At 56.6% G+C, this 23,107-nt stretch carries 28 protein-coding genes; 14 read left to right on the top strand and 14 right to left on the bottom strand.

The annotated features are described in order from the left end of the window. Positions 1 to 96 precede the first annotated feature (96 nt). The 6 genes from ACP7BE_RS04550 to ACP7BE_RS04525 all read left to right on the top strand — a co-directional run bounded on the left by ACP7BE_RS04550 (position 97) and on the right by ACP7BE_RS04525 (position 4,255). On the top strand, positions 97 to 372 hold the full coding sequence (locus tag ACP7BE_RS04550; RefSeq protein ID WP_095000163.1) for a DUF2798 domain-containing protein: 276 nt from the start codon (positions 97 to 99) through the stop codon (positions 370 to 372). Between the two features lie 142 nt (positions 373 to 514). After that, a complete protein-coding gene (locus ACP7BE_RS04545; RefSeq protein WP_095000164.1) occupies positions 515 to 1,555 on the top strand; it encodes a zinc-dependent alcohol dehydrogenase family protein in 1,041 nt (346 codons plus the stop codon). Between the two features lie 78 nt (positions 1,556 to 1,633). Then, positions 1,634 to 1,948 carry an acid-activated periplasmic chaperone HdeA gene (hdeA, locus tag ACP7BE_RS04540; RefSeq protein ID WP_095000165.1) on the top strand — a complete coding sequence of 105 codons (315 nt, stop codon included), beginning with the start codon at positions 1,634 to 1,636 and terminating at the stop codon, positions 1,946 to 1,948. A 246-nt stretch (positions 1,949 to 2,194) separates the two neighbouring features. Further along, a complete protein-coding gene (locus tag ACP7BE_RS04535) occupies positions 2,195 to 2,653 on the top strand; it encodes a hypothetical protein (RefSeq protein WP_232527584.1) in 459 nt (152 codons plus the stop codon). Positions 2,654 to 2,734: 81 nt separating this feature from the next. Beyond that, positions 2,735 to 3,088 (top strand): hypothetical protein, encoded by a 354-nt coding sequence (locus ACP7BE_RS04530; RefSeq protein WP_426104915.1) that lies wholly within the window; start codon positions 2,735 to 2,737, stop codon positions 3,086 to 3,088. Between the two features lie 69 nt (positions 3,089 to 3,157). Then, on the top strand, positions 3,158 to 4,255 hold the full coding sequence (locus tag ACP7BE_RS04525; protein ID WP_370688636.1) for a PQQ-dependent sugar dehydrogenase: 1,098 nt from the start codon (positions 3,158 to 3,160) through the stop codon (positions 4,253 to 4,255). A gap of 114 nt (positions 4,256 to 4,369) precedes the next feature. Here the strand turns inward: ACP7BE_RS04525 and eco are convergent, their stop codons facing one another. Then, positions 4,370 to 4,852 carry a serine protease inhibitor ecotin gene (gene eco / locus ACP7BE_RS04520; RefSeq protein WP_095000169.1) on the bottom strand — a complete coding sequence of 161 codons (483 nt, stop codon included), beginning with the start codon at positions 4,850 to 4,852 and terminating at the stop codon, positions 4,370 to 4,372. Positions 4,853 to 5,049: 197 nt separating this feature from the next. Here eco and pgm point away from each other — a divergent pair, with 197 nt between their 5' ends. Beyond that, the gene (gene pgm, locus ACP7BE_RS04515; RefSeq protein ID WP_095000170.1) at positions 5,050 to 6,690 is read left to right on the top strand and encodes a phosphoglucomutase (alpha-D-glucose-1,6-bisphosphate-dependent); all 1,641 of its coding nucleotides are present in this window, start codon (positions 5,050 to 5,052) and stop codon (positions 6,688 to 6,690) included. Positions 6,691 to 6,751: 61 nt separating this feature from the next. On the opposite strand, the gene ACP7BE_RS04510 is transcribed toward pgm, so the two are convergent. From ACP7BE_RS04510 to ACP7BE_RS04495, 4 genes are all read right to left on the bottom strand, one after another. Beyond that, positions 6,752 to 8,623 carry a DUF3857 domain-containing transglutaminase family protein gene (locus tag ACP7BE_RS04510; RefSeq protein WP_095000171.1) on the bottom strand — a complete coding sequence of 624 codons (1,872 nt, stop codon included), beginning with the start codon at positions 8,621 to 8,623 and terminating at the stop codon, positions 6,752 to 6,754. A 173-nt stretch (positions 8,624 to 8,796) separates the two neighbouring features. Further along, positions 8,797 to 9,270 (bottom strand): YbaK/EbsC family protein, encoded by a 474-nt coding sequence (locus ACP7BE_RS04505; protein ID WP_095000172.1) that lies wholly within the window; start codon positions 9,268 to 9,270, stop codon positions 8,797 to 8,799. 80 nt (positions 9,271 to 9,350) lie between these two features. Further along, positions 9,351 to 10,361 (bottom strand): zinc-dependent alcohol dehydrogenase family protein, encoded by a 1,011-nt coding sequence (locus tag ACP7BE_RS04500; protein WP_095032132.1) that lies wholly within the window; start codon positions 10,359 to 10,361, stop codon positions 9,351 to 9,353. A gap of 54 nt (positions 10,362 to 10,415) precedes the next feature. Further along, positions 10,416 to 10,712: an ArsR/SmtB family transcription factor gene (locus ACP7BE_RS04495; RefSeq protein WP_019822791.1), complete on the bottom strand. Its 297-nt coding sequence runs from the start codon at positions 10,710 to 10,712 to the stop codon at positions 10,416 to 10,418. Positions 10,713 to 10,962: 250 nt separating this feature from the next. On the opposite strand from ACP7BE_RS04495, the gene hemB reads away from it, so the two are divergent. Both hemB and surE read left to right on the top strand, forming a co-directional pair. Then, on the top strand, positions 10,963 to 11,937 hold the full coding sequence (hemB, locus tag ACP7BE_RS04490; RefSeq protein ID WP_095000174.1) for a porphobilinogen synthase: 975 nt from the start codon (positions 10,963 to 10,965) through the stop codon (positions 11,935 to 11,937). Between the two features lie 81 nt (positions 11,938 to 12,018). Next, positions 12,019 to 12,795, top strand: coding sequence for a 5'/3'-nucleotidase SurE (gene surE / locus ACP7BE_RS04485; protein ID WP_426104911.1), 777 nt, complete (start codon positions 12,019 to 12,021; stop codon positions 12,793 to 12,795). Here the strand turns inward: surE and ACP7BE_RS04480 are convergent. Then, positions 12,792 to 13,727 carry a LysR family transcriptional regulator gene (locus tag ACP7BE_RS04480; protein ID WP_095000176.1) on the bottom strand — a complete coding sequence of 312 codons (936 nt, stop codon included), beginning with the start codon at positions 13,725 to 13,727 and terminating at the stop codon, positions 12,792 to 12,794. The genes surE and ACP7BE_RS04480 overlap by 4 nt on opposite strands. Before the next feature lie 349 nt (positions 13,728 to 14,076). Here ACP7BE_RS04480 and ACP7BE_RS04475 point away from each other — a divergent pair, with 349 nt between their 5' ends. After that, positions 14,077 to 15,375, top strand: coding sequence for a GNVR domain-containing protein (locus tag ACP7BE_RS04475; RefSeq protein WP_426104909.1), 1,299 nt, complete (start codon positions 14,077 to 14,079; stop codon positions 15,373 to 15,375). On the opposite strand, the gene modC is transcribed toward ACP7BE_RS04475, so the two are convergent. The 6 genes from modC to ACP7BE_RS04445 form a co-directional block, all read right to left on the bottom strand. Beyond that, complete coding sequence (modC, locus tag ACP7BE_RS04470; RefSeq protein ID WP_150628334.1) at positions 15,350 to 16,438, bottom strand: molybdenum ABC transporter ATP-binding protein; 1,089 nt, start codon at positions 16,436 to 16,438, stop codon at positions 15,350 to 15,352. The genes ACP7BE_RS04475 and modC overlap by 26 nt on opposite strands. A gap of 2 nt (positions 16,439 to 16,440) precedes the next feature. Next, positions 16,441 to 17,121, bottom strand: a complete 681-nt coding sequence (gene modB, locus ACP7BE_RS04465) for a molybdate ABC transporter permease subunit (RefSeq protein WP_095000179.1) — start codon at positions 17,119 to 17,121, stop codon at positions 16,441 to 16,443. Continuing rightward, on the bottom strand, positions 17,122 to 17,889 hold the full coding sequence (gene modA / locus ACP7BE_RS04460; protein WP_095000180.1) for a molybdate ABC transporter substrate-binding protein: 768 nt from the start codon (positions 17,887 to 17,889) through the stop codon (positions 17,122 to 17,124). Positions 17,890 to 18,013: 124 nt separating this feature from the next. Beyond that, positions 18,014 to 18,664 carry a DNA oxidative demethylase AlkB gene (gene alkB / locus ACP7BE_RS04455; RefSeq protein WP_426104906.1) on the bottom strand — a complete coding sequence of 217 codons (651 nt, stop codon included), beginning with the start codon at positions 18,662 to 18,664 and terminating at the stop codon, positions 18,014 to 18,016. Between the two features lie 3 nt (positions 18,665 to 18,667). Further along, a complete protein-coding gene (locus ACP7BE_RS04450) occupies positions 18,668 to 18,835 on the bottom strand; it encodes a hypothetical protein (RefSeq protein ID WP_095000182.1) in 168 nt (55 codons plus the stop codon). Positions 18,836 to 18,854: 19 nt separating this feature from the next. Beyond that, positions 18,855 to 19,157, bottom strand: a complete 303-nt coding sequence (locus tag ACP7BE_RS04445) for a DUF1883 domain-containing protein (protein WP_048379727.1) — start codon at positions 19,155 to 19,157, stop codon at positions 18,855 to 18,857. A 209-nt stretch (positions 19,158 to 19,366) separates the two neighbouring features. On the opposite strand from ACP7BE_RS04445, the gene ACP7BE_RS04440 reads away from it, so the two are divergent. From ACP7BE_RS04440 to ACP7BE_RS04430, 3 genes are all read left to right on the top strand, one after another. Then, a complete protein-coding gene (locus ACP7BE_RS04440) occupies positions 19,367 to 19,720 on the top strand; it encodes a hypothetical protein (protein WP_426104903.1) in 354 nt (117 codons plus the stop codon). Positions 19,721 to 19,902: 182 nt separating this feature from the next. Continuing rightward, positions 19,903 to 20,553, top strand: a complete 651-nt coding sequence (locus ACP7BE_RS04435; RefSeq protein WP_426104901.1) for a c-type cytochrome — start codon at positions 19,903 to 19,905, stop codon at positions 20,551 to 20,553. Beyond that, positions 20,550 to 21,473: a c-type cytochrome gene (locus ACP7BE_RS04430; protein WP_095000185.1), complete on the top strand. Its 924-nt coding sequence runs from the start codon at positions 20,550 to 20,552 to the stop codon at positions 21,471 to 21,473. Before ACP7BE_RS04435 ends, ACP7BE_RS04430 begins: the two co-directional genes overlap by 4 nt. Positions 21,474 to 21,513: 40 nt before the next feature. Here the strand turns inward: ACP7BE_RS04430 and ACP7BE_RS04425 are convergent, their stop codons facing one another. Then, positions 21,514 to 21,795 carry a hypothetical protein gene (locus tag ACP7BE_RS04425; protein ID WP_095000186.1) on the bottom strand — a complete coding sequence of 94 codons (282 nt, stop codon included), beginning with the start codon at positions 21,793 to 21,795 and terminating at the stop codon, positions 21,514 to 21,516. A gap of 31 nt (positions 21,796 to 21,826) precedes the next feature. After that, positions 21,827 to 22,009 carry a hypothetical protein gene (locus ACP7BE_RS04420; RefSeq protein WP_095000187.1) on the bottom strand — a complete coding sequence of 61 codons (183 nt, stop codon included), beginning with the start codon at positions 22,007 to 22,009 and terminating at the stop codon, positions 21,827 to 21,829. A gap of 225 nt (positions 22,010 to 22,234) precedes the next feature. Here ACP7BE_RS04420 and galU point away from each other — a divergent pair, with 225 nt between their 5' ends. After that, positions 22,235 to 23,074, top strand: a complete 840-nt coding sequence (gene galU, locus ACP7BE_RS04415) for a UTP--glucose-1-phosphate uridylyltransferase GalU (RefSeq protein ID WP_016780941.1) — start codon at positions 22,235 to 22,237, stop codon at positions 23,072 to 23,074. Positions 23,075 to 23,107 lie beyond the last annotated feature (33 nt).

Genomic DNA, 23,107 nt, shown 5'->3' with positions numbered 1-23,107 from the left:
TCTTTATAAAGTAAGTGTCCTAGAACGTCTAGTTGACCGTTTTTGATCTTGCTAAGGTGCGTCATCTCTTTATTACATGCTCAAAAAAGGCCTTTTATGACCTCCAAAACATCCAGCGCCGTACTTTCGTCGAAGCGCATGAAGCTCTCCGCGCGGGCTACGCCTTATGTCTTTGCTTTCTACATGTCGACGATCATGGCCTTTCTGATGTCGTTGGTAATCACCGCAGCCAACTCCGGCATTGAGGAAGATTACCTGAGCAATGCGCTGCATGCTTATCAGCTGGCAATGCCGGTTGCGTTCCTGTGCATCCTGGTGGTGCGGCCCATTGTAGTGAAACTGGTGTCATTTACCGTGCACCCGCACCGTTAGTCCGAAAACCCTTTTTGTGACCTGTGGCAAGGGCGCAGCAGAAAAAGGCTGCTTAACTGCATCAGTGATTTTGGCGGCTGCCAGACAGGGGTACCTGAGTGGCAGCCACGGATGATTTTTGATCAGGTAAAGGAAGGCCATCATGAAAGCGCTCACCTACCAGGGGCCCGGCGAAAAAGCCTGGGCCGAGATCCCCGATCCGGTCATCGACAAGCCGACCGATGCCATTGTGCGCATCCTGCACACCACCATTTGCGGCACCGACCTGCACATTCTCAAGGGCGATGTTCCCGAAGTGACCCGCGGCACGGTTTTGGGGCATGAAGGTGTGGGGGTGGTTGAAGCGGTCGGCTCGGCCGTGCGCAATTTCAAGCCCGGCGATCATGTATTGATATCCTGCATCACCTCGTGTGGCAGCTGCGCCAATTGTCGACGTCAGATGTATTCCCACTGTGCGGATGGCGGCTGGATTCTGGGGCACTTGATTAACGGAACCCAGGCCGAAAAAGTACGCATTCCCCACGCAGATAACAGTCTGTACCCGGTTCCCGCCGGGGCTGATGAAGAAGCCCTGGTGATGCTCAGTGACATCTTGCCCACCGGTTTTGAAATTGGCGTGCTCGCGGGCAAGGTCAAGCCCGGCGACAGTGTAGTGATCGTGGGGGCAGGGCCGGTTGGTATGGCAGCGCTGTTGACCGCGCAATTTTACTCGCCGGCCCAATTGATCATGGTGGATGGTGATACAAACCGGCTTGAGGTCGCCAAGCGTTTTGGGGCCACGGATATCATCGATATCAATACGCAAAACGCGGTTGAACGTATTTTTGAGCTGACCCATGGCGTCGGGGTGGATGTTGCGATTGAAGCGGTGGGTATTCCTGCCTCGTTTGACACCTGCCAATCAGTGATAGCCCCGGGCGGCAGCATCGCCAACGTGGGCGTACATGGCAAAAGTGTCGAGTTGCACCTTGAAAAATTGTGGATCCAGAACGTCACCATTTCAACCGGGCTGGTCAATACCAATACCACCCCTCTGCTCCTGAAAACCGTGCAGTCCGGAAAAATCGATGCGGGCAAGCTGATTACGCACCGCTTTGCGCTCACAGACATCCTCCAGGCTTACGAGGTGTTCGGGAACGCAGCCAAGGAGAAGGCAATGAAGGTGATTCTGTCGCAACAATAGACAGATACACCATCCACTACTATGTTGTTTGCGGCAGAACTAATGTTACTTAATCGTTGATAATAGGGATATTGGCATATGAAAAAGCACATTTTGTTAGTTGGCGTTGTGGGTTTGGCGGCACTTTCCACACTTGCACAAGCTGAAACCAAACAACCCGTCGCAAAATGGACGTGCGCGGATTTCCTGGCCGTGGATGAGAGCTTCCAGCCGACCGCCGTTGGCCTGGGCGAAGCCATCAACAAACAGGGCAAAGTTGAAGATGCGGTGCTGGATGTAGACGGTATCGCCAAAATCACTCCTTTGGTGGTGACGGCCTGCAAGGAAACCCCTAAAGAATCCTTCGTCTCCAAGCTCAAGGCTGAGTGGGCAAAAGTCAAAAAAGACGTTTAACCCAAACCCGGCCTGTACTTCACGCGAGTACAGGCCTCTGCGGTGCAATCCTGGCCCGTATGCGGCCAATAACCTCCTCGCCGTTGTGAATTTCCTGCGCTGTAACCCCTCTACATAAAGACAGGCCTGCCTTACTGGTCAAAAGGGCGTAGTAGACTAGGCTTTTTTTATCTCTATCTGTCGGGGAACCCTATGTTAATCAAGTCATTAGCTGAGCTTGACCGTATTCGTGACGAGTGCCGTTCCATGGTCACCAAGCGCTCGGCCGTCTCGGCAGGTGCGGCTGCGATCCCCATCCCGGGGCTTGATATCGGTACGGATGTCGCGTTGCTGGTTGAAATGCTGCCGGCCATCAACAGCAAGTTCGGCCTTACCCCACATCAGATCGAACAGATGGACTCACGTTCCAAGCGTCTGATCGTGGTGGCTGTCAGTGGTATTGGCAGTGAAGTGATCGGTAAATTCATCAGCCGTACGCTGGTCATGTCCCTGGTCCGCAAGATGGGCACCAAAGTTGCGACCAAATCCGTGGTTCGCTTTGTCCCTTTTGTGGGGCAGGCCGTGGCGGCAACCATCAGTTTTGGTGTGATGAAACTGGTGGGCAATGGCCATATCGAAGATTGTTATCAGGTTTGCCGCGAGGCATTGCTGGCGCAAGCCAGAGACTCGACGGTGATTGTGATCGGCCCTGAAACCGATAGCTGACACGTTTTGTACACCTTGCAATCGAACCTGTTACGCGCAGGGCCCTCAAAGGTTCAAGGCCGATCAAAAACGGAGGGCGTGATGAACACGTTCAGAACCAGTTTTGCATTCCTGCTGCTGGGAGGTGTACTCGCCACCCAGCTACAGGCGCAACCCCTTTCAGAACCTTTGCCGGCTCAGTATCAGCAGCTGGCGCAAAACACCCCGATCACCAACACCCCGCCGGTTAACAACCCCATCCGCCGTATCAACCCCAACAGCCGACAGGGCACCGATGCTTCCGTGCCGGGGGCAAGTGGCCCGGGTATTGCGCCTGCGGTGCAGCCCCAGGGCATTGATAGCGGCAAAATAGGCAATGGTTACCCGCGTAACCCGCCAGTGCCACCGACAATCAAGCCGACCGCACCCTCATTGCAGCCGCGGGACAAACCTTAAACGAACAAGGAATAGTTGATGTTGAGAAAAACCCTGCTGGCCACAATGTGTGCCACTTCGCTGCTCGGTATGGCGTTCACGGCCCATGCCGATGGGCAGAATACGTTTGTTTCCGAGTCCGGGGCCGTTACCGTCACGCCGGTGGTCGAAGGGCTCGATCATCCCTGGGCACTGGCCTTTTTGCCCGACAGGCAAGGCATGCTGATTACCGAGCGGGCGGGCAATCTGCGAGTTGTGAGCCCTGACGGTAAATTGTCCGCACCGCTTTCAGGTGTGCCGCAAGTGTGGGCCAAGGGGCAGGGTGGCCTGCTCGATGTGGTGTTGTCGCCCAGCTTCGGTGAAGACCGGTTGGTGTATCTGTCGTACGCCGAAGGTGGTGCAGACGGCAAGGCCGGTACCACGGTGGGGCGTGGGCGCTTGTCGGATGATTTGACCCGATTGAGCAATTTTGAAGTGATCTTTCGCCAGCAACCGAAGCTCTCTACCGGTAACCACTTCGGCTCACGGCTGGTGTTCGATCGCGATGGCTACTTGTTTATCGCCCTTGGGGAAAACAACCAGCGTCCGACCTCACAGGATCTGGACAAGCTGCAAGGCAAGATTGCGCGCATTTACCCTGATGGGCGTGTGCCCAAGGACAACCCTTTCACAGGGCAGCAGGGGGTAAGGCCGGAAATCTGGTCATACGGCCATCGCAATCAGCAAGGTGCGGCGCTGAATCCCTGGACCGGGACCCTGTGGACCCACGAACACGGGCCAAAGGGGGGCGACGAAATCAACCTGATCGAGCGCGGTAAAAACTACGGTTGGCCGCTGGCAACCCACGGGATTGACTACTCTTCCAAGCCGATTCCAGAAGCTCAGGGCAAAATCGTGGAAGGCACTGTGGTTCCGCACCACATATGGGAAAAATCCCCGGGTATCAGCGGCATGGCTTTTTATGATTCAGATCGCTTCAAACCCTGGCAGCACAGTCTGTTTATTGGCGCCCTGGCAGACAAGGACCTGATACGCCTGCAACTGAGCGGTGACAAGGTGGTGCATGAAGAGCGCATGCTCGGCGATCTCAATGCCCGTATCCGCGATGTGCGCCAAGGCCCTGATGGCTATTTATATGTATTGACCGATGAGGATGACGGCGTGCTGTATCGCGTGGGGTTGCAATAACACTCATCAATGTGGGAGCGGGCTTGCCCGCGATGGCATCAACGCGGTCTGACCGTTCAGCCGCGTCGTCTGCATCGCAGGCAAGCCAGCTCTCACAATGAAAAATAAAAGCGCTTACTCGCTCACAGCCTGCTTGATCTGCTTGGAGGCCGACCAGATACGGTAGCGCACTTCAATATCCTTGGGCACATACACCACGATCGGCAGTTTGCTGTTGTAACGCAGCATAAAGCCTTCACCGACCACCGGCACAAACTCGGGATGCGCCTTGCCTTCAGGGCAGGCCATCATTGTGCTCATGGGCCCGCTGACCTTGTTCAGGCGATACATCGGGTAGCCCCAACCCTTGAGGGTTTTTTCTTCCAGCTTACCGCCAAGACGCTGCTGGTTGCAGTCAACCTGCAGGGTCTTGCCCGCGATGATCTGTACCTTGTAGTCGTCTTCATTCTTTTGCTTTGGTAAATGAATGACCTGACGGCTAAAGCCTGCTTCGGCTTTTGGATAGGGAGCGACATCTTCCAGTTTGGCGGCGTTGGCCACGCTGCACAGCGTACTCAAAGACAGTAATACGGCTGCGCTGATCACCAGTGATTTCATGGTGCTTTCCTTATTTCAGAGCTAAAAATATACCTACAGTTGAATTAAACAACCTGCCCGGGATCAACTTCAGACAACTAACAGTCGATTAAAGTGCCCGTTCGGCCACCGGGTACGGATAGATTACTTCGCACCAGGGTCGAACAGCCAGTAAACTGCTTTTTTTCCTGCGAATCATTAATTTACCGAGGTTTTGCATGACACTCAGTCCTCTTGCGGGCAAGCCGGCCCCGGCTCAGTTGCTGGTCGATATTCCGCGACTGGTGACCGCTTATTACACCGGTCAACCCGATGCAGCCATTACGACCCAGCGTGTCGCCTTTGGTACTTCAGGGCACCGCGGCAGTTCATTTGAACTGAGCTTCAATGAGTGGCATGTACTTGCTATCAGCCAGGCCATTTGCCTGTATCGTCAAATGAAGGGAATCAACGGGCCGCTGTTTGTCGGTATCGACACCCATGCGCTGTCTACCCCTGCCGGCGCCAGTGCTCTGGAAGTATTTGCCGCCAATGGCGTCGAAACCATGATAGCCGCTGACGACGAATACACCCCGACGCCAGCGATTTCCCACGCAATCATTTGCTACAACCGTGGCCGCACCAGCGGGCTGGCTGATGGCGTGGTGATTACGCCTTCACACAATCCGCCAGAAAGCGGCGGTTTCAAGTACAACCCGCCCAATGGCGGCCCGGCTGATACCGATGTCACCAAGTGGATTGAAGCCAAGGCCAATGAACTGCTCGCGGCCCGGCTGGCCGGGGTCAAGCGCATAAGCTACGAGCAGGCCCTTAAAGCCAGCACTACCCATCGTCATGATTACTTGAATACCTATGTTGCCGATCTGAAAAACGTGATCGACATGGACACCCTGCGCGGCGCCAATCTGCGCCTGGGCGTAGATCCGCTGGGTGGCGCAGGTGTGCGCTACTGGTCGGCGATCGGCGAACACTACGGCCTTGATCTGGACGTGGTGAACACCTCGGTCGACCCGACGTTCCGCTTTATGTGCGTGGACTGGGATGGCCGGATCCGCATGGACCCGTCTTCCAGCTACGCCATGCAGGGCCTGATCGGCCTGAAAGAACGCTTCGACGTGGCGTTTGCCTGTGACCCGGATCACGACCGTCACGGCATTGTTACGCCATCGGGCGGTCTTTTGGCCCCGAACAACTACCTGGCTGTGTCCATCGACTACCTGTTCCGCAACCGGCCGCAATGGCGCGCCGATGCCGCCGTGGGCAAAACCGTGGTTAGCAGCGGCCTGATTGACCGGGTAGCCGCGCGTCTGGATCGTCGCCTGTATGAAGTGCCGGTAGGCTTCAAGTGGTTTGCCGATGGTCTGTTTGAAGGCTCGCTGGGGTTTGGCGGCGAAGAAAGTGCCGGCGCCTCGTTCTTGCGTCTGGACGGCAGCGTCTGGTCGACCGACAAGGACGGCCTGATTCCGTCGTTGCTGGCTGCTGAAATGACGGCGCGTACCGGTCGCGACCCTTCCCAGCTGTACCAGAAAATGACCGAAGAGCTGGGCCAGCCATTCTCCACCCGTGTCGATGCCAAGGCCACCCCGCAGCAAAAAGCGCTGTTGGGCAAGCTGTCGCCCGGGCAGGTCAAGTCGACCACGCTGGCAGGTGAGCCGATCACTCAAATCCTCAGCCATGCACCGGGCAACAATCAGGCCATCGGCGGGCTCAAGGTCATGACTGAAAACGGCTGGTTTGCTGCACGCCCTTCGGGCACTGAAGATATCTACAAGATCTACGCCGAGAGCTTTATCGGCGACGAGCACCTCAGCCGTCTGGTTGAGGAAGCGCAGGTACTGGTCGATACCGCCATCGCCTAAGCCAATAAAAAGCCCGACCCCGCAATGGGGTCGGGCTTTTTTGTGGCTCAGCGCAAAGCACTCAGCTGCGGGTGACCAGTTGCACCACTTGCTGCATGTTTTCGTTGCAGGCACGGGCTTGCTGGAGCATTGCTTCGAATGGCGCGCTCATGATTTCGTCATGGCTCAACCAGCTGTGCTTTTGCGTCATGGAGTACAGGTAACGGTACTCCTCTTTGCTGCGCTTGCTGCTCAGCTCCATATCAAACCACGGCGAGTTCACCTTGCAGGTCTTGATCTCCTTGCCAACCTCGGCCCCTGACAGGGTGATGTCGTAGGTGACTGTCTCCGGATCGGCCATGTACAAATCCGCCAGCTGACCGGTGCGGCGATAGTTCATCAGGCTGTCCCAGCGCTCGCTCGCAAAGGCGGGTTTGTATACCTGCTGCCCGGAGAGGTTTTCCAGTGGCCGAAGGTTGGTCAGCGTGGCCTGCACCTTGTAACGCTCGGGTACGACAAAGCCGGTTTTCTCGCGACTGATCTTGCAGTCGCCGATTTCCTTGCCGAAATGGTTGCACAGGTTCAGGTCGGTGGCACTGACCCCGGAGTCTGTGTCGGCGTAGCTGAGCTGCATCAGCGTCATTTGCCCCATCTGTACTTCAGCCGTGGTGCGGGCCTGGCCATCACGATTGAAGTGTTCGAACTTCTTCACGCCCATGCTCAGGCTCGGCTGTTCTTCCGGAATATGATCCTGGTACACCTTGCCTTCGGCATCGATGACCAGTGCCCAGCGATTCTGGATATCGGGCATGCTGCGCCCCGGCATAAACACCGGGTTGGTAGGGTCCAGCCACCAGACCTGACCGTTGACTTGAGCCTTGACGATGGCGTGATTGGCTGCGCCTGTGCCAGGCAGCAACAGACCAAGCGGGTTGCTGCCACGGCTGACCCAGGCGGTTTGCGCGTTTATGTCGCTGGCCTTCAACATCGCAGTCAGCAATACGGACAGGTCTTTGCAATCGCCGTAACCGCGCTCTTCGATCTCGCTCAAGGTAAAGGGTACATAGCCACGATCTGTGGCTCGCCAGTCACCCATATAACGGTATTGCTCGTGGATGTACTGCATCACGCCTGACACTCGCCCGGCGGCAGGCAAACCCTTGAGGCCCGAAACAACCTTGGCGGCGCCCGCAGGCAGGCTGGCGCCGAGGATTTGCTGATACCGCGCGGCGAGGTTGCCGAAGTGATCCTGCACCTGGCTGGAACTGGCGATTTCAACCCGTGGCATCTGGCGGATATAGGCGTTGCCGGCTTCGTTGATGTAGTTCACGAAGCGCGGTTTTTGCTGCTCGATCACCAGGGTCTTGTTGTCGGAAGAGGGGTTGAAGGTAAAGTCCTCCATCAACTCACTGCGCCAGACCATCGGCTGCTCAGCGGTGAACGTGCTTTTGAAGGCATCCGAGCGCACGGGGGCAGGGCCGAACATCATCGGGTAGTGGAAGTGCTCCATCAGCGGTTTCGCCACCGTATGCTCACGCACGGTGTACATGATACGGGTGCCGATGCGCAGGTTGGGGAAAGCGATCGATGTTTGCCGCGCTCGCTGAAAACCCTGGTCGGGGTTGGGGGCCATGCGCGTATCGATTTGCGAGGGGGCCAGCGCGACCGGTTTGCCACCGGGTTGTGTCGACTGGGCGTCAATGATCTCCAGCCGATCCGTTTCGGGGAAGCTGAAGTCGATGCGCGACAGCATCTCGCGGCCATTGTTGGTCAGGATGGTATAGCGGTACGTGGTAGTGCAGTCGGTGCTGGTGTCTTTGTTGAAATGGCAGTTTTTTGCTGTTTCGCCAGCCAGAGCAGCCTCTGACGCCGGTTGCAATGCCGCGTAAGACGGCAGGCTGACGATCCCCAGTGTTGCGCAAATCAATGATTTGCTGAAAGTAAAGCGGTGCATGAGCGCCTCAGGTCGTTCCCTTGAAACAGCACCCTGCGACGTTTTAGTTATGTTGATAGACGGTTGCAGGATGCTGCGCGAACAGCGGATGATAATCGATCGCAACTGTATTTTCTACATTGTCAGACAATCAACCTCGCGCAGATGCCCGTTCCAGAGCCTTTTCCTGGAATTCAGGCGGCAGGTAGGGGCTGACACACATCGACCCATTGCGCGTTAACCAGATCCGCCATGCGTGTCGGGCAAATTTTCACCGCCGTATGCGTGGCCCCGGCTGCAGGCATGACTTCGCTAAAGCTTTGCAGGGAAATATCGCAGTACACGGCAAGATCGGTGGCCAAGCCGAATGGGCAAACACCCCCCACCGGATGGCTGGTCAAGGCAACGACGGTTTCGGCATCGAGCATTTTGGCTTTGCTGCCCAGGGCATCCTTGATTTTTTTGTTATCGATACGTGCATCGCCGCGGGCCACCAGCAGAACGTTGCGTTCGCCGACGCGAAAGGCCAGGGTTTTGGCGATTTGACCAGGTTCCACCCCATGGGCCTCGGCCGCCAGAGCAACCGTCGCGGTGCTGGTGGCCAATTCGATAATGTGCAGGTCAGGGGCGTTGGCGTGAAAAAATGCGCGTACGGATTCAAGGCTCATCAGGCTCGGCTCTCTGGGCAAAAGCCTGAATCTAGAGAAGCCGATGACGCACTGTCAATGCGCCATCGGCGATGTCGCGGTTAGATGTCCAGAATGATCTTGCCGAAATGCTGGTTGGTTTCCTGGTACTTGAAAGCCTCGACAATGTCCGTCAGGGGGAAGTGGCGATCTATTACAGGGCGCATGCCGTTGGCATTGATGGCGCGAATCATGTCTTGCTGCTGGCTGCGGCTACCGACCAGCACGCCTTGCAGGCGGGCTTGCTTGACCAGCATCGGGACAAAGTTCATTGCGCCGCTAACGCCGCTGAGGATGCCGATGATCGAGATATGCCCGGCCACACGGATGGCAATCATCGACTGTTCAAGTGTCGCAGGGCCGCCGACTTCAATAATGTGGTCAACACCGCGCCCGCCGGTGAGGGCCAGGGCGGTTTCACCCCAGTGGGTGTCCTTGCGGTAGTTGATCACGTGGTCTGCGCCCAGCGCTTTGAGGCGCTCCAGTTTTTCATCGCTGGAGGAGGTGGCAATGACCGTTGCACCGGCCATCTTGGCGAACTGCAGGGCGAAAATCGAAACACCGCCGGTGCCTTGCACCAATACCGTGTCGCCCGGCTTGAGCGAATCGTCGGCCATCAATGCGCGCCATGCGGTCAGGCCGGCTGTAGTCAGGGTTGACGCTTCGGCATGGCTCCAGCGGGTGGGTGCCAGGGTGAAGGACGTGGCTTTGGCGGTTACCTGCTCGCGGGCATAACCGTCGATGCCATCACCGGGTACGGTAACAAAACCTTCAACCAGAGGGGTGCCGTCGATCCAGTCCGGGAAGAAGGTGCTGACCACCGAATCTCCCACCTTGAATTCGCTGACATCGGCGCCAACGGCAATTACTTCGCCAGCGCCATCGGCCATGGGGATGCGATTTTCGCTCGGACCCCACATGCCGCTTACGACAGCAAAATCATGGTAGTTCAGTGAGTTGGCGTGCAAACGTACAGTGATTTCGCCGTTCCGGGGGGCGCGCGCTTCACTGCTGCCAACCACTACATTGTCATAACCGCCGCCAGGTTGGACGAAAATTGCTTTGGTGCTCATGGGGCTTCCTCATATTTTTACATTGCGCGAAATAACGAAATGTATAATTAAAAATTACAACTCGATTTTCAGCCTAGCCGCAAAGTCATCGATCGCCTGTTCATTGCGTCGGTAGTAGGTCCACTTGCCGATGCGGGTGGTCAGGACGAAGCCGGCGCGCTGCAAGATAGCCAAATGCGCCGAAGCAGTAGAAGGCGACAACCCGGCCTTGTGCTGCAGATGGGTCACGCACACGCCGATGGCAGGATCACCGTGATCCTGAGGCGGGAAATTGCTGAGCGGGTCTTTGAGCCACTCCATCATTTGCATGCGAGTGTCATTGCCCAGGGCTTTGAGCTGTTCGAGTATCATGGTCGGCAATGTTACGCTTTTTAACGAAATGTTCAAGCATATGACCGATTGCCCTGGCCTGTGCGCGGGCTTGCTCGCGATACAGGTAATGAGGTGTAGCTGTCAGCCCCGGCATTTCCCTCAAGAAACACCCCGCGACCACCGGCCGCAGGCCGGGCGGATGTTTTGCAATTGCAGGATCAATCCTGTATTTGTTGCGCCATTGAGCCAAGGCTCGTCTGTTTTTTGAATCTGCCCATCAGGAACCATGATGCCTAACCAGTTCCCCGCTGTACGTCCGCGCCGCCTGCGCCGCTCCCAGACCCTTCGCGACATGTTTCAGGAAACCGAATTCAGCCTGAATGATCTGGTGCTGCCGATTTTTGTCGAAGAAGAAATCGACGATTTTGTGCCGATCACCAGCATGCCCGGTGTAATGCGTATTCCCGAGTCAAAACTGGCCGGTGAAATCGAGCGTTACGCCCGTGCGGGTATCAAGTCGGTGATGCTGTTCGGTGTTTCCCATCATCTGGACGCAACCGGCAGCGATGCCATGCGTGAAGATGGCCTGGTGTCGCGCATGGTGCGTATCAGCAAGGATGCCGCGCCGGACATGGTGGTGATGAGCGACACCTGCTTTTGTGAATACACCTCCCACGGCCATTGCGGCGTGATGCATGACCACGGCGTCGACAATGACGCGACCCTGATCAACCTGGGCAAGCAGGCAGTTGCCGCCGCAGCGGCCGGTGCCGACTTTATCTCGCCATCAGCGGCCATGGACGGCCAGGTGCAGGCCATCCGCAGCGCCCTGGACGGTGCAGGGTTTACCGACACCTCGATCATGGCGTACTCCACCAAGTTTGCCTCGGCCCTCTATGGCCCGTTCCGTGAAGCTGGGGGCAGCGCGCTCAAGGGCGACCGCAAGTCTTATCAGATGAACCCGATGAACCGCCGTGAAGCAATCCGTGAGTCATTGCTGGACGAGCAGGAAGGCGCAGATGTGCTGATGGTCAAGCCTGCCGGTGCCTATCTGGACATTATTCGCGATATCCGCCAGGCCTCGCATCTGCCATTGGCGGCTTACCAGGTGAGCGGCGAATACGCGATGATCAAGTTTGGCGCCCAGGCCGGGGCCATCGACGAGGCCCGCGTCGTTCGCGAGAGCCTTGGGTCGATCAAGCGTGCCGGTGCCGACATGATCCTGACTTATTTCGCGATGGATCTGGCCCTGCAGGGAATTTAAGGGATAGTTGCAAGCTGCAAGCATCAAGCTAGTTTTATCTGATAGCTTGCAGCTGCTTCATCCCACACAAGGAGCCCCCTCATGCCAGACGCTCGACTCGAACGAATCTTGATCACCAACGACGACGGGATCGACGCACCAGGCCTTGCAGTGCTGGAAGCGGTGGCCCGTGAGTTGGCGGACGAAGTGTGGGTCGTGGCGCCTGACCATGACCAGAGCGGTATATCCACGGCAATCAGTATTCACCACCCCTTGCGCGTCACAAAACGTGGCGAGCGGCGTTTTTCGGTTTCAGGAACACCGGCAGACTGTGTCGCGATGGCCTTGCAGCAGTTGTTGGATAAACCCCCGCAGCTGTTGCTCTCCGGCATCAACAAAGGTGCCAACCTTGGGGTTGAAACCCTGTTTTCAGGAACCGTGGGTGCTGCCATGACGGGCTTGTTGATGGGCGTTCCATCCATCGCCTTGAGCCAGTACTTTACCCGCCGCAGCTCGGTACGCTGGGAAACGGCCCGTGCACTGGCTCCTGGTGTTATCCGGCAACTATTGGGCAAGGGCTGGGAGCAGTCGGCGTGCCTGAACATCAACTTCCCTGACGTGCCTGCCGATGAGGCCGGCCCGATCCAGATCACCCGCCAGGGCGCCGGTCGCATGGACGGGGTGGAAGCCATCGAGCGTACCGACTTTCGCGAAGCCAAGTATTACTGGCTCAGCATCACTCGCCACCAGCACCCGGAAGCGCTGGATACCGAAACCTGCGTGGTCACCCAGGGTGGTATTTCAGTGACACCACTGGAGTTTGATCGCACCGCCATCGCCTTGCGCGAGCATCTGCGCACGGCGGTTCAAGTCGTCTAAGCCCAGTGCGCCGGGTCATCGACGATGGCCTGGTGTCTTTCAAGCACTTTGGGTATCTCCTCTTTCAAAAACTCGACCCAGGTCTTGACCTTGGCATCCAGAAATCGCCGGGAAGGGTAGAGTGCATAGATGTTTTTTTCATGCAGCCGATAATGCGGCAGCAGGCGCACCAGTGAGCCGCGCTGGTAAGAACCCACCGCCACATAATCAGGCAGCAGGCAGATTCCAAGCCCGGCCTCGGCGGCCTTCGCCATGGCCTCGGCCACGTTGACCTGAAATACGTTACCAGGGCGGATGACTTGCTCGCCCTCATCATCACGAAAGGTCCAGCTGTCGGTAAACAATGGGTCAACCAGATGCAGGCAGCGGTGTTGGTGCAGATCCTCAGGAACCTTCGGGATGTTCCGACCCTCGAGGTAGGAAGGCGCAGCACTGATGACACTGAAGATGCTGCCCAGCGGTTGGCCGATCAATTCCGAGTCCGGCAGGTGGGCCGACAGGGTAATCACCAGATCATGGCCCTCCTCAAGCAGATCGGGCTGGCGTTGTGACAGTGTGAGATCGACATGGACTTGCGGATACAGCTCCGTGTAACGGGCTACCAGCGGTGCCAGTAGCTGGATCCCCAGGCCTGTAGTTGATTGCACACGCAAATGGCCACGGGGGATCAAGTGCGCCCCCGCTGCTTCAGCATTTGCATCTTCAATCTCGCCCAGTATCAACCGGCAGCGTTCCAGGTAACGCGCACCCACTTCGGTCAAGGCCAGGCGCCGTGTGCTGCGCTGCAGCAACCGTGCTTGCAGCGAGGACTCAAGCTCTGACAGCAACCGTGAGGTTTGCGCCGTTGAATAACCCAGAGCCTGCGCCGCAGCGGTAAAGCTGCCGGTTTCGACTACGCGGACAAACACCCGCATCGCCTGAAAAATATCCATTCTGATTATTACCCCACACGTAAGCGTGCTTTCTTGTGGCGGCAATAATTACACAGTCCAGGAAGCTGTGCCGTCCTGGCGTGGAGATTCGATGAAAACGGCACAGACACATTGTTATTTTGCCTTTATTTTTTGTGAGGCAATTCTCATTAGAAACTAGGGTGCATCCTATTTTTAATAAAGATGTTGGATATCATTTTCTAATTACTTGCTTTTGTTGTTCTATGTGCTTGATTTATAAAGATGCGAATTTTTCTAGGAATTGCCTGTCAAACACATTGCGTCATCATGTGATCGATACGCCCTCAGTAGCCAGCTTGACTAAGCTTTATTTACAAGGTGCATTCATTTGACTATTCATCAGTACCCACAAGGACGTAAAGTCGACGCTGAGATCGATTTTTTTGACTTGATCCATTCTTTTTGGCGACAAAAAAAACTGATTGGCAGCACCGTAGTCATTGCCGGATTGATGGCACTTGGCTATGTGTCGTTTGCGCAACAGGTCTATCAAACCAGCAGCCTGCTGCGCCCTGCAGCTATCAATGAGCTTGATGCCCTTAACCGCTCCCAGGTTTATACCCTGCCTGCTGCTGATGCCTTGCTTAAAGTTGGCCTGGCACTTGAGTCTTATGAAAACCGGTTGAGTTTTTTTCGCGACCACCAGGACTTGTTCAAACCTTTGGTACAGCCTGGCAGAAGTCTCGAGCAAAGCTTCGAAGTGTTTAACCGGGATGCATTCAATCTGGTTCAGCCTGCGCCCAATAAGGCCAGTTCAGATAATCCTTATCTCAAGCTGGAGCTAACATACCCGGCCTCCCTTGATGGGGTTGCGATTCTCAATGGTTTTGTTGACTACGCGATCACCAAGCAGCGCGAGCAAATCAGTGCCGATCTCAAGGTTATTATTGGTAACCGGCTCAGAGAGCTGGACGCCCAGATAAATGCCGCACGCTCAAGCTATACATCTGATAAAGAAGAAAAAATTGCCACATTCCTTGAAACTGACAGCCTCCAAAAGGCGCAGTTGGAGGATGAGCTGAAGGCCTTGCGCCTGCAGCTGAAAATCGAGCGGGAAGCGCGCATACAGCAGCTTGACGAAGCTATCGCCATTGCCAAATCCCTGGGTATTACCCGTCCGACCACACCGTCGGCGATGGCTGATGCGGCGCAGGGCTCATCGGCCAGGCTGGTGCGCACCGAAATCACTTCGCAAAGTATCCCCTTGTACTTTATGGGGTCCCAGGCCTTGGAGGCCGAGCGTGCAGCCTTGCTCAAGCGAACCACGGACGATTTTACCGATAACCGTATCTCGCAGATCCGCAAAAAGATTCAATTGCTTGAGGTCAATCGCCAGGTCGAAATGCTTGGTAAACGCTCAAATGAGGATGTATTCCTCAATGACATCGAGCCCTTGCGTGCCGAAGCCGTGCGCCTTGGCCGCCTGAATACGGATATGAGCCAGCTTGGGTTGGTCAGTATTGATCGCAAGGCACAGATGCCGACTGATCCGATCAAGCCGAAAAAGGCCCTGATAGTCGCTCTGGCACTGGTTCTGGGCCTGTTGGCGGGGCTGACGATTGCGACCGTGCGCTTCCTGCTCCAGCGGCGCAAGCAAGGCATCAGGCCAGAACAGCCACCGATTTGATCTGCGCCCATAGTAATTGCCCGGGGTGCAGGCCCAATTGGTCCCGGGAGTAACGGGTTATCCGGGCGAGCAGGGGAGTGCCGTCGGCATCCAGGCGTATCAGCACATGAGCCTGGTTGTCGGCGGCCGTTTCGCTGACCACCCTTGCATGCAAGCTATTAAGGATGCTGCTGTGCTCCGACGGGGCCAGGGTCAGGCTGATATCCCGGGCTTGCACTTTGACGCGCAACGGCTGGCCGATGGCCATTGAGGCATGGGCAACCCTCAGCTGCTGGGCGCTGCAGGGCAGGTGCAGAGTCAACAGCTGGTAGTTTAGGTTGTAATCGCTGACCCGGCCCTCAATCACCACTGCGGCATCATTCCCGCGCGCCAGTGGCAGGTCGAGCCTGGCAAGGGTTTCACTGACAGGGCCGCTGGCCAATACCTTGCCCTCGCTGAGCAACACAATATGATCGGCCAGGCGCGCAACTTCGTCCAGAGAATGACTGACGTAGAGCACGGGGATATCCAGTTCGGCGTGCAGGCGCTCAAGGTAGGGCAGTATTTCGCCTTTGCGCTGGTTGTCCAGTGCGGCCAGGGGCTCGTCCATCAACAGCAGTTGCGGGCTGGTGAGCAAGGCCCGGGCGATACCGACCCGCTGGCGTTCGCCGCCGGACAAGTTGTGCGGCGCCCGCGTCAACAGGTGGGTGATGCCCAGTAGTTCGGTGGCATGGGCAAGATCCACTCGACGTTCCTGATGGGCAATGCGCTTGAGGCCGAATTCAAGATTGGCCCGCACCGACAGGTGGGGGAACAGGCTCGCTTCTTGAAAGATATAGCCCAGCGCCCGCTGGTGCACCGGTACGAAGTGATTGCGCTGGCTGTCTTGCCAGATGTGATCATTGACCTGTACATAGGCCTGGCTGGCCCGTTCGAGACCGGCGATACAGCGCAGACAGGTGGTCTTGCCCGAGCCGGAGTGACCGTAGAGGGCGGTGACCCCCTTGCCCGGCAGTTGCAGGTCCAGGTCGAGAGCAAAACCGGGGTAGCGGTGCTGCAACCGAAGGTTGATCTGCGACGTCATCTTCAGCTCCAGCCGGTTTGGGATTTGCGGCTTGAATACAACGCCAGCAGCACCAGAAAGGAAAACACCACCATCGCCCCTGCCAGCCAGTGTGCTTGAGCATACTCCAGAGCCTCGACATGGTCGTAGATCTGCACCGACACCACACGGGTTTTTTCCGGGATATTGCCGCCGATCATCAGTACCACGCCAAACTCACCGACCGTATGGGCAAACCCTAAAATAGAGGCCGTTATAAAGCCGGGTCGGGCCAGAGGCACAATGACGCTGAAGAAGGTATCCCACGGGTTGGCCCGCAGAGTCGCGGCGACTTCAAGCGGTCTAGGGCCAATGGCCGTAAATGCATTCTGCAAAGGCTGCACGACAAAGGGCATGGAGTAGATCACCGAACCGATCACCAGCCCGGCGAAACTGAAAGTCAGTGTGCCCAGACCCAGGTACTGGGTGAGCTGGCCAACATAACCATTGGGCCCCATCGCCAGCAGCAGATAGAAACCTATGACAGTGGGCGGTAAAACCAGTGGCAGGGCCACAATCGCCCCGATGGGGCCGCGCAACCGCGAGCGGGTGTGCGCTAACCACAGGGCGATGGGAGTGCCGACCAGCAACAAAATGAGGGTGGTCAGCGACGCCAGTTGCAGAGTCAGCCAGATGGCTGCGAAGTCAGCACTCGTGAGCGGCATTTACAGGTGGTAACCATAGGATTTGATAATGGCGGTGGCCTTAGGACCTTTAAGGTAGTCGGCAAGGGCCTTGGCAGCAGGGTTGTTTTCGCCTTTTTTGAGGATAACGGCATCTTGCCGGATCGGGTCGTGCATCGCCTCGGGCACAATCCAGGCCGAGCCGTCGCTGACTTTGCCGTTTTTGTAGATCTGCGACAGGGCGACAAAGCCCAGCTCGGCATTGCCCGTGGAAACGAACTGGTAGGCCTGGGTAATGTTCTGGCCTTCAACGATCTTGTTCTTGACCTTGTCAGTCAGGTCCAGTTTGGCCAGCACTTGCGTTGCTGCCAGGCCGTAGGGCGCGGCTTTGGGGTTGGCGATCGACAGATGCGTGTACTGATTGGCCAGCAGCGCTTTGTCGGTGCCGTCGATATAACCCTCTTTGGCTGACCACAGCGCCAGGGTGCCAATGGCGTAGGTGAAGCGTGAACCGGGCACGGTATCGCCTTCTGTTTCAAGTCTCTCGGGGGTGGTGTCATCTGCGGCCAGAAACACTTCGAATGGTGCACCGTTCTTGATCTGGGTATAGAACTGGCCTGTTGCGCCATAGGCCGCTATCAACTTGTGCCCGGTGTCTTTTTCAAAGTCGCTGGCAATGGCCTGGATTGGCGCCGTGAAGTTGGCTGCCACGGCAACCTGCACTTCATCGGCCTGGACCGAAGTGAATGCGGTACATCCGATCAGAACAGCCAGCGCGGCAGGGATAAAGGGGCGGGCACGAACATTCATGGCAAAACTCCGTTTTTATTAGGCCGTGTCAGGCGTTGGCAAGATATCCGCTATATAGAAATATTTACAGCGCTTTGTCAGCGTGCGTGCGAGGAAAGGGGGAAGTGAAGCAGGTAACTGCGGTTCAGCCTGCCTGACGCAGGGTGATATTGATCCGCTGTTCGCCCAACAGTGAGTGATGCCCGGGCTTGATGGGCATTACTCCGTGAAACCGCAGGCGGTCAACGCCGCCCCAGACCATGATGTCGCCGTGAAACAATGCTATTCGTTGAGTCGGGTCACTTCGTTCGAAACCGCCAAACTGAAAAATCGCCGGCAGCCCCAGAGAAATGGAAACAATCGGTGCGGTATGGGAGCGCTCGTTTTTATCCTGATGCAGCGACATTTTTGCGCCTGGCGCATAGGCATTGATCAAGCAGGAATCAGGGACAAAACCGCTAAAGCCTGCGCTGCTGGCCGCCGCTGCAGCCAGCGCCAGGAAGACGCCGGGCATGGCTGGCCAGGGTCGGGCACTTAGCGGATCGAGCGGACTGTAATGGTAACCATCGCGGTCAGTGGTCCAGCCCAGAGCACCGCAACTGCTCAGTCGGGCGGACATGGTGTAGCCACCGGGCGTCTGCATCTGGCGCAAGGGTGCCTGCAGCAGAACGCTATCAAGGGCTGCCAGCAGCTCCTTGGCCTTGGGCAAGGCAAACCCGCGAAGCGCAAACGCCTGGTCGCTGATACGCTCGACACGGGCGGGCTGCTGCAGGTCCTGCTCGGCAAACAAGTCCACGGCTTAAAGTGCCTTGCTTGCCTTGATGTCGGTAATTACTTCGTCAGCATCGCCATGGATCTTTTCAAGTGCTGCGCGAGCTTCTTGTTCCGATCCCGACTGGAGCTGGGCAAACTCGAAACGACGCTCGCCGTTGAGCTTGTACTTGATCACGTACTTGGTGGTTTGCACGGTAATTCCTGCTTTGGGTTTAGCGAAGTTTGGAGCTTGAGCGACGCACGATTTTAATGGTCGGCTTGAAGCTTGGCTTGCGGGTTACGCTGATGGCACGGCTGGTCACGGTATCGATGGTGATGTTCCAGAAACCGGTGCTCGGCGCGGTGATGCGGGCCGGGAAGTCCTTGAAGGCGCCGCCATGGTAGGAGTGGCGGCCACCATTTTTAAAACTGCGGAAGTGCGCATCGCTCATCAGGCGGATGTTGCAAGGCTGGGAGCACTCAATGACGACGATGTCGTCTTCGTTGAGGTGCTCGCGCTGGTGAATAAATTTCATGGTGTCTCCAAAAACGTGAATCTGCTGAATAATCAGCACGATAGCATGTGCTTCAGCCCTATCAGGGGGCTAAAGCCGAGTATTATGCCGTGATGCGGGTGAGTTTGACGTAAAACGTGGATAATCCGCCACTATTGAGTATTTATTCACTATGGCCCGGGAGAAATTCCGCATATCCATTGTCGTAGTGTCTTTAACGGAGAATGTCTATGAAGTGGGGCGTATTAGCGGTGTTGCTGGCCTTGGGTGGCTGTGCATCCGTTACCGATATTGAGCAGACGCTGCCCACCATGAGTGTGATTTCGGGCAAGAAGCCCGACGCCTATGCTCAATGTGTGGTGCAACAACTGTCCAGCACACGCAGGGCACCTCAGATTGAACCGCATAAAGACGGTTTTCGGATTATCGTCCTGCAAAAGCTGACCTCCAATCCAACGGCGGTCATTGATATTGAAGAGCGCTCCGGCGGCAGCAGTATCAAGGTGTACGAAAGCATGTCCAATGTGCCGGTGCGCCCGGGCGATATTCGCAAAGCCGCCACTCACTGTATTTCCGGTGACTGACGCCTTATCTCAGTCAACCGGCGGCAAGACCCCAACCTGACGTTTGCCTTGCGCACGTCAGGTTTTTTTTGTCCTGCTTTACCATTGGATCCGAAGCAGTGTTGTGACCAGGTAAGAATTCTCCTAGGATCTGCAGGCTTATATTTTATAGGCCTAAGCATATAACAATAATGGAGCTGGTCATGATTCCACTCAAGCGAACGCTATTGAGCAGCCTCATGCTGCTCGCCGTGAGCAATACCCAGGCACAACCGACCCCCAACATCTACCTGCAGGGCGGTGCCCAACCGGGTGCCACGGCCTGCGTGGCGTGCCACGGTGCGGATGGCATGGGGCTGGCACCTGCCGGGTTTCCGCGATTAGCCGGTCTTTCTGCCGATTACCTGAGCAAGCAACTGCACGACTTTCAAAGTGGCAAACGGGTCAGCCCGGTGATGCAACCCCTGGCCAAGGCCCTGAGCGACCAGGAAATTGCCGCGGTCACCGCCAGCATTGCCGCCATGCCGGCCCCTGCGGTGCCTGCCATCAACCGCAGCACCATGCCTTCAGGCCCTGGAGAAAAGTTGGCCTTGCGCGGCGCCTGGGAGCGTCAGATACCCGAGTGCGTCAGCTGTCATGGCCCGGGTGGGGCGGGGGTGGGAAGTGCCTTCCCGCCCCTGGCCAATCAACCGGCGCTGTACCTGACGGCGCAGCTCAATGCCTGGCGCGATGGCACCCGGCGCAACGATCCCAATGACCTGATGGGTCATATCGCCAAGGCCATGAGCGAAGACGAAATCAAGGCGGTTGCCGACTATTTCAGCACTGTAGGGCACAAGGAGGTCAAACCATGAAGCGTCTGATATCAACCTGTGCGGCATCCTTCCTCCTTGGCAGCGCGGTCCATGCAGCGCCCATTGCGATGGAAGACCAGTCGCAGATCAAGGTGCCTGCACCTGCCGATAACATCACCTACTTTCAGCCGCCGCAACAAAGCGATTTGCCCGACAACGCCTACGGCAAAATGGTGATGGACGGCTATGCCCTGTTTGTTGACACCAAACGCCAGGCCCCGAAGTTTGTCGGCAATGGCCTTAACTGTACGAACTGCCATCTTGATCAGGGGCGTCTGGCCAACTCAGCCCCGCTGTGGGGGGCGTACCCCATGTACCCGGCGTACCGCAAGAAAAACGACAAGGTCAATACCTTTGCCGAACGCCTGCAGGGCTGCTTTCAGTTCAGCATGAATGGCGGTACGCCACCGGCTGCCGATAGCCGCGAGATCACGGCGCTCTCAACCTATGCCTATTGGTTGTCGACCAAGGCTCCTACGGGGGTTGAGTTGCCGGGACGGGGCTATCCCGATGTGCCCGAGCCCAAGGCTGGGTACAACCTGAGCCGTGGTGCTGCGCTGTACAAGGACCAATGTGCCGTTTGTCATGGTGACAACGGGCAGGGGCAAAAGGTGGGGGAGGACTATGTGATGCCGCCATTGTGGGGCAAGGATTCCTACAACTGGGGAGCCGGCATGCACCGGATCAATACCGCGGCATCGTTTATCAAGCACAACATGCCACTGGGCAAGGCCAACAGCTTGAGCGACGAGCAGGCCTGGGATGTGGCGGCGTACATCAACACCCACGAACGGCCACAGGACCCTCGACTGGTCGAAGGTTCAGTGGAAAAAACCCGGTTGAAGTTCCATGCCAATGACGGCGTCAACGTTTATGGGCAAACCGTGAATGGCGTTTTGGTCGGCCAGGGCACCCGGTAATTGCAGTTACCGCTAAAGTCATGCGCTTTAGCGGTATCCCTTACTTGCAGGCCACTACGACAGTGCGACTTTTAAAATTACCTACATCTGCGCCCAGGGTTTTCTCGCTTTGCGCAAGCGCAGGCGAACCATCCGTGGCAATGATGGTATAGCCAGTACCGGCACATGAGGCCTCGGCTTTCTCATAGCACTTGGCCCAGGACATGGCCTCGCCAGAACAGTCTATGCTCAACCCTTGTTTGCCATCGGCCAGGTAAGTGCTGGATGCCGTCGCGCACCCACCCAGAGTCACCAATGCGAGCAGTGTCAGAACTTTCTTCATCCGGGTAACCATCACATAAGTGGAGTTGCTGTTATTTTTTGCTGCGGCGGGCTGCTGGCTCAGGTTGGTCCTGAAATACCGAGGCGACTTCTGCTGCGGCCTGTTGCGAGCTGAATGGTCCGGCAACGTTTTCACCCGAGGCAGCAAACACGCACCATTGGCCCGATTCATCGGGTTTGATCTCATAACCGTTAACGCTGATTGTTGCTGACATCGAAAAGCTGCCTGATTGGCTGGATTAATGGCGTGATAATAGCGCAAGGGCATCACGGGTAGTGGTAAACACGATGGGTGCCAATCAAATTCAATCGCAAAGGAACTAACGGGCTAAATATTTATCTAGGTTGGCATCAGTTTGCTATCGAGAAGCATTGTAACGTCGATGCTGCCTGATTAGACTGCGCCAAATTTGGAACGTACAGCCCTTTAAAGGACTCATATGATCAAGAAATGCTTGTTCCCAGCAGCCGGTTACGGCACTCGCTTTTTGCCAGCGACCAAGGCCATGCCAAAAGAAATGCTGCCGGTGGTGAACAAGCCACTGATCCAGTACGGGGTTGAAGAAGCACTGGACGCTGGCTTGACTGAAATTTCCATCGTGACGGGCCGCGGCAAGCGCGCCCTGGAAGACCACTTTGACATCAGCTACGAGCTGGAAAACCAGATCAAGGGTACTGATAAAGAGAAGTACCTGGTCGGTATCCGCCGCCTGCTGAGCGAATGCTCGTTCTCGTACACCCGTCAAACCGAAATGAAGGGCCTGGGCCACGCAATTCTGACTGGCCGCCCGCTGATCGGCGACGAACCCTTTGCCGTGGTTCTGGCAGACGACCTGTGCGTCAACCTGGAAGGCGACGGCGTCCTGACACAAATGGTCAAGCTGTACAATCAGTACCGCTGCACCATTATCGCGATCCAGGAAGTTGATCCGGCAGAAACCAACAAGTACGGCGTGATCGCTGGCGACCTGATTGGTGACGACCTCTACCGCGTGCGCAACATGGTTGAAAAACCAGCTCCGGAAGATGCACCTTCCAACCTGGCCATCATCGGCCGTTACATCCTGACTCCGGATATCTTCGATCTGATCAAACAGACCGAACCGGGCAAAGGCGGTGAAATCCAGATCACCGACGCGCTGATGAAGCAGGCGCAAAACGGTTGCGTGATTGCTTACAAGTTCAAGGGCAAGCGCTTTGACTGCGGTGGCGCCGAAGGCTACATCGAAGCAACCAACTTCTGCTTTGAAAACTTCTACAAAACCGGCAAAGCTTACTGATAGCGGCCCGTTGTAGATCGCTTCAAGAGAAAG

The sequence above is a fragment of the Pseudomonas sp. TWR1-1-3 genome (genome assembly GCF_049896805.1).
Classification (GTDB): domain Bacteria; phylum Pseudomonadota; class Gammaproteobacteria; order Pseudomonadales; family Pseudomonadaceae; genus Aquipseudomonas; species Aquipseudomonas bubulae.
The sequence above is the reverse complement of the archived record's forward strand: the minus strand, read 5'-3'. Positions and strand labels throughout refer to the sequence as shown.

Excerpts from the sequence above, each read along its gene's own strand:
- ACP7BE_RS04495 (WP_019822791.1), bottom strand. The coding sequence starts at position 10,712 with ATGATACTCGAACAGCTCAAAGCCCTGGGCAATGACACTCGCATGCAA.
- surE (WP_426104911.1), top strand. The coding sequence starts at position 12,019 with ATGCCAGACGCTCGACTCGAACGAATCTTGATCACCAACGACGACGGG.
- ACP7BE_RS04480 (WP_095000176.1), bottom strand. The coding sequence starts at position 13,727 with ATGGATATTTTTCAGGCGATGCGGGTGTTTGTCCGCGTAGTCGAAACC.
- modA (WP_095000180.1), bottom strand. The coding sequence starts at position 17,889 with ATGAATGTTCGTGCCCGCCCCTTTATCCCTGCCGCGCTGGCTGTTCTG.
- eco (WP_095000169.1), bottom strand. The coding sequence starts at position 4,852 with ATGAAATCACTGGTGATCAGCGCAGCCGTATTACTGTCTTTGAGTACG.
- ACP7BE_RS04530 (WP_426104915.1), top strand. The coding sequence starts at position 2,735 with ATGAACACGTTCAGAACCAGTTTTGCATTCCTGCTGCTGGGAGGTGTA.
- ACP7BE_RS04535 (WP_232527584.1), top strand. The coding sequence starts at position 2,195 with ATGGTCACCAAGCGCTCGGCCGTCTCGGCAGGTGCGGCTGCGATCCCC.
- hdeA (WP_095000165.1), top strand. The coding sequence starts at position 1,634 with ATGAAAAAGCACATTTTGTTAGTTGGCGTTGTGGGTTTGGCGGCACTT.
- ACP7BE_RS04425 (WP_095000186.1), bottom strand. The coding sequence starts at position 21,795 with ATGAAGAAAGTTCTGACACTGCTCGCATTGGTGACTCTGGGTGGGTGC.
- ACP7BE_RS04440 (WP_426104903.1), top strand. The coding sequence starts at position 19,367 with ATGAAGTGGGGCGTATTAGCGGTGTTGCTGGCCTTGGGTGGCTGTGCA.
- ACP7BE_RS04420 (WP_095000187.1), bottom strand. The coding sequence starts at position 22,009 with ATGTCAGCAACAATCAGCGTTAACGGTTATGAGATCAAACCCGATGAA.
- modB (WP_095000179.1), bottom strand. The coding sequence starts at position 17,121 with ATGCCGCTCACGAGTGCTGACTTCGCAGCCATCTGGCTGACTCTGCAA.
- ACP7BE_RS04430 (WP_095000185.1), top strand. The coding sequence starts at position 20,550 with ATGAAGCGTCTGATATCAACCTGTGCGGCATCCTTCCTCCTTGGCAGC.
- ACP7BE_RS04445 (WP_048379727.1), bottom strand. The coding sequence starts at position 19,157 with ATGAAATTTATTCACCAGCGCGAGCACCTCAACGAAGACGACATCGTC.
- ACP7BE_RS04550 (WP_095000163.1), top strand. The coding sequence starts at position 97 with ATGACCTCCAAAACATCCAGCGCCGTACTTTCGTCGAAGCGCATGAAG.
- galU (WP_016780941.1), top strand. The coding sequence starts at position 22,235 with ATGATCAAGAAATGCTTGTTCCCAGCAGCCGGTTACGGCACTCGCTTT.
- ACP7BE_RS04510 (WP_095000171.1), bottom strand. The coding sequence starts at position 8,623 with ATGCACCGCTTTACTTTCAGCAAATCATTGATTTGCGCAACACTGGGG.
- ACP7BE_RS04525 (WP_370688636.1), top strand. The coding sequence starts at position 3,158 with ATGGCGTTCACGGCCCATGCCGATGGGCAGAATACGTTTGTTTCCGAG.
- ACP7BE_RS04500 (WP_095032132.1), bottom strand. The coding sequence starts at position 10,361 with ATGAGCACCAAAGCAATTTTCGTCCAACCTGGCGGCGGTTATGACAAT.
- hemB (WP_095000174.1), top strand. The coding sequence starts at position 10,963 with ATGCCTAACCAGTTCCCCGCTGTACGTCCGCGCCGCCTGCGCCGCTCC.
- pgm (WP_095000170.1), top strand. The coding sequence starts at position 5,050 with ATGACACTCAGTCCTCTTGCGGGCAAGCCGGCCCCGGCTCAGTTGCTG.
- ACP7BE_RS04505 (WP_095000172.1), bottom strand. The coding sequence starts at position 9,270 with ATGAGCCTTGAATCCGTACGCGCATTTTTTCACGCCAACGCCCCTGAC.
- ACP7BE_RS04545 (WP_095000164.1), top strand. The coding sequence starts at position 515 with ATGAAAGCGCTCACCTACCAGGGGCCCGGCGAAAAAGCCTGGGCCGAG.
- ACP7BE_RS04435 (WP_426104901.1), top strand. The coding sequence starts at position 19,903 with ATGATTCCACTCAAGCGAACGCTATTGAGCAGCCTCATGCTGCTCGCC.
- modC (WP_150628334.1), bottom strand. The coding sequence starts at position 16,438 with ATGACGTCGCAGATCAACCTTCGGTTGCAGCACCGCTACCCCGGTTTT.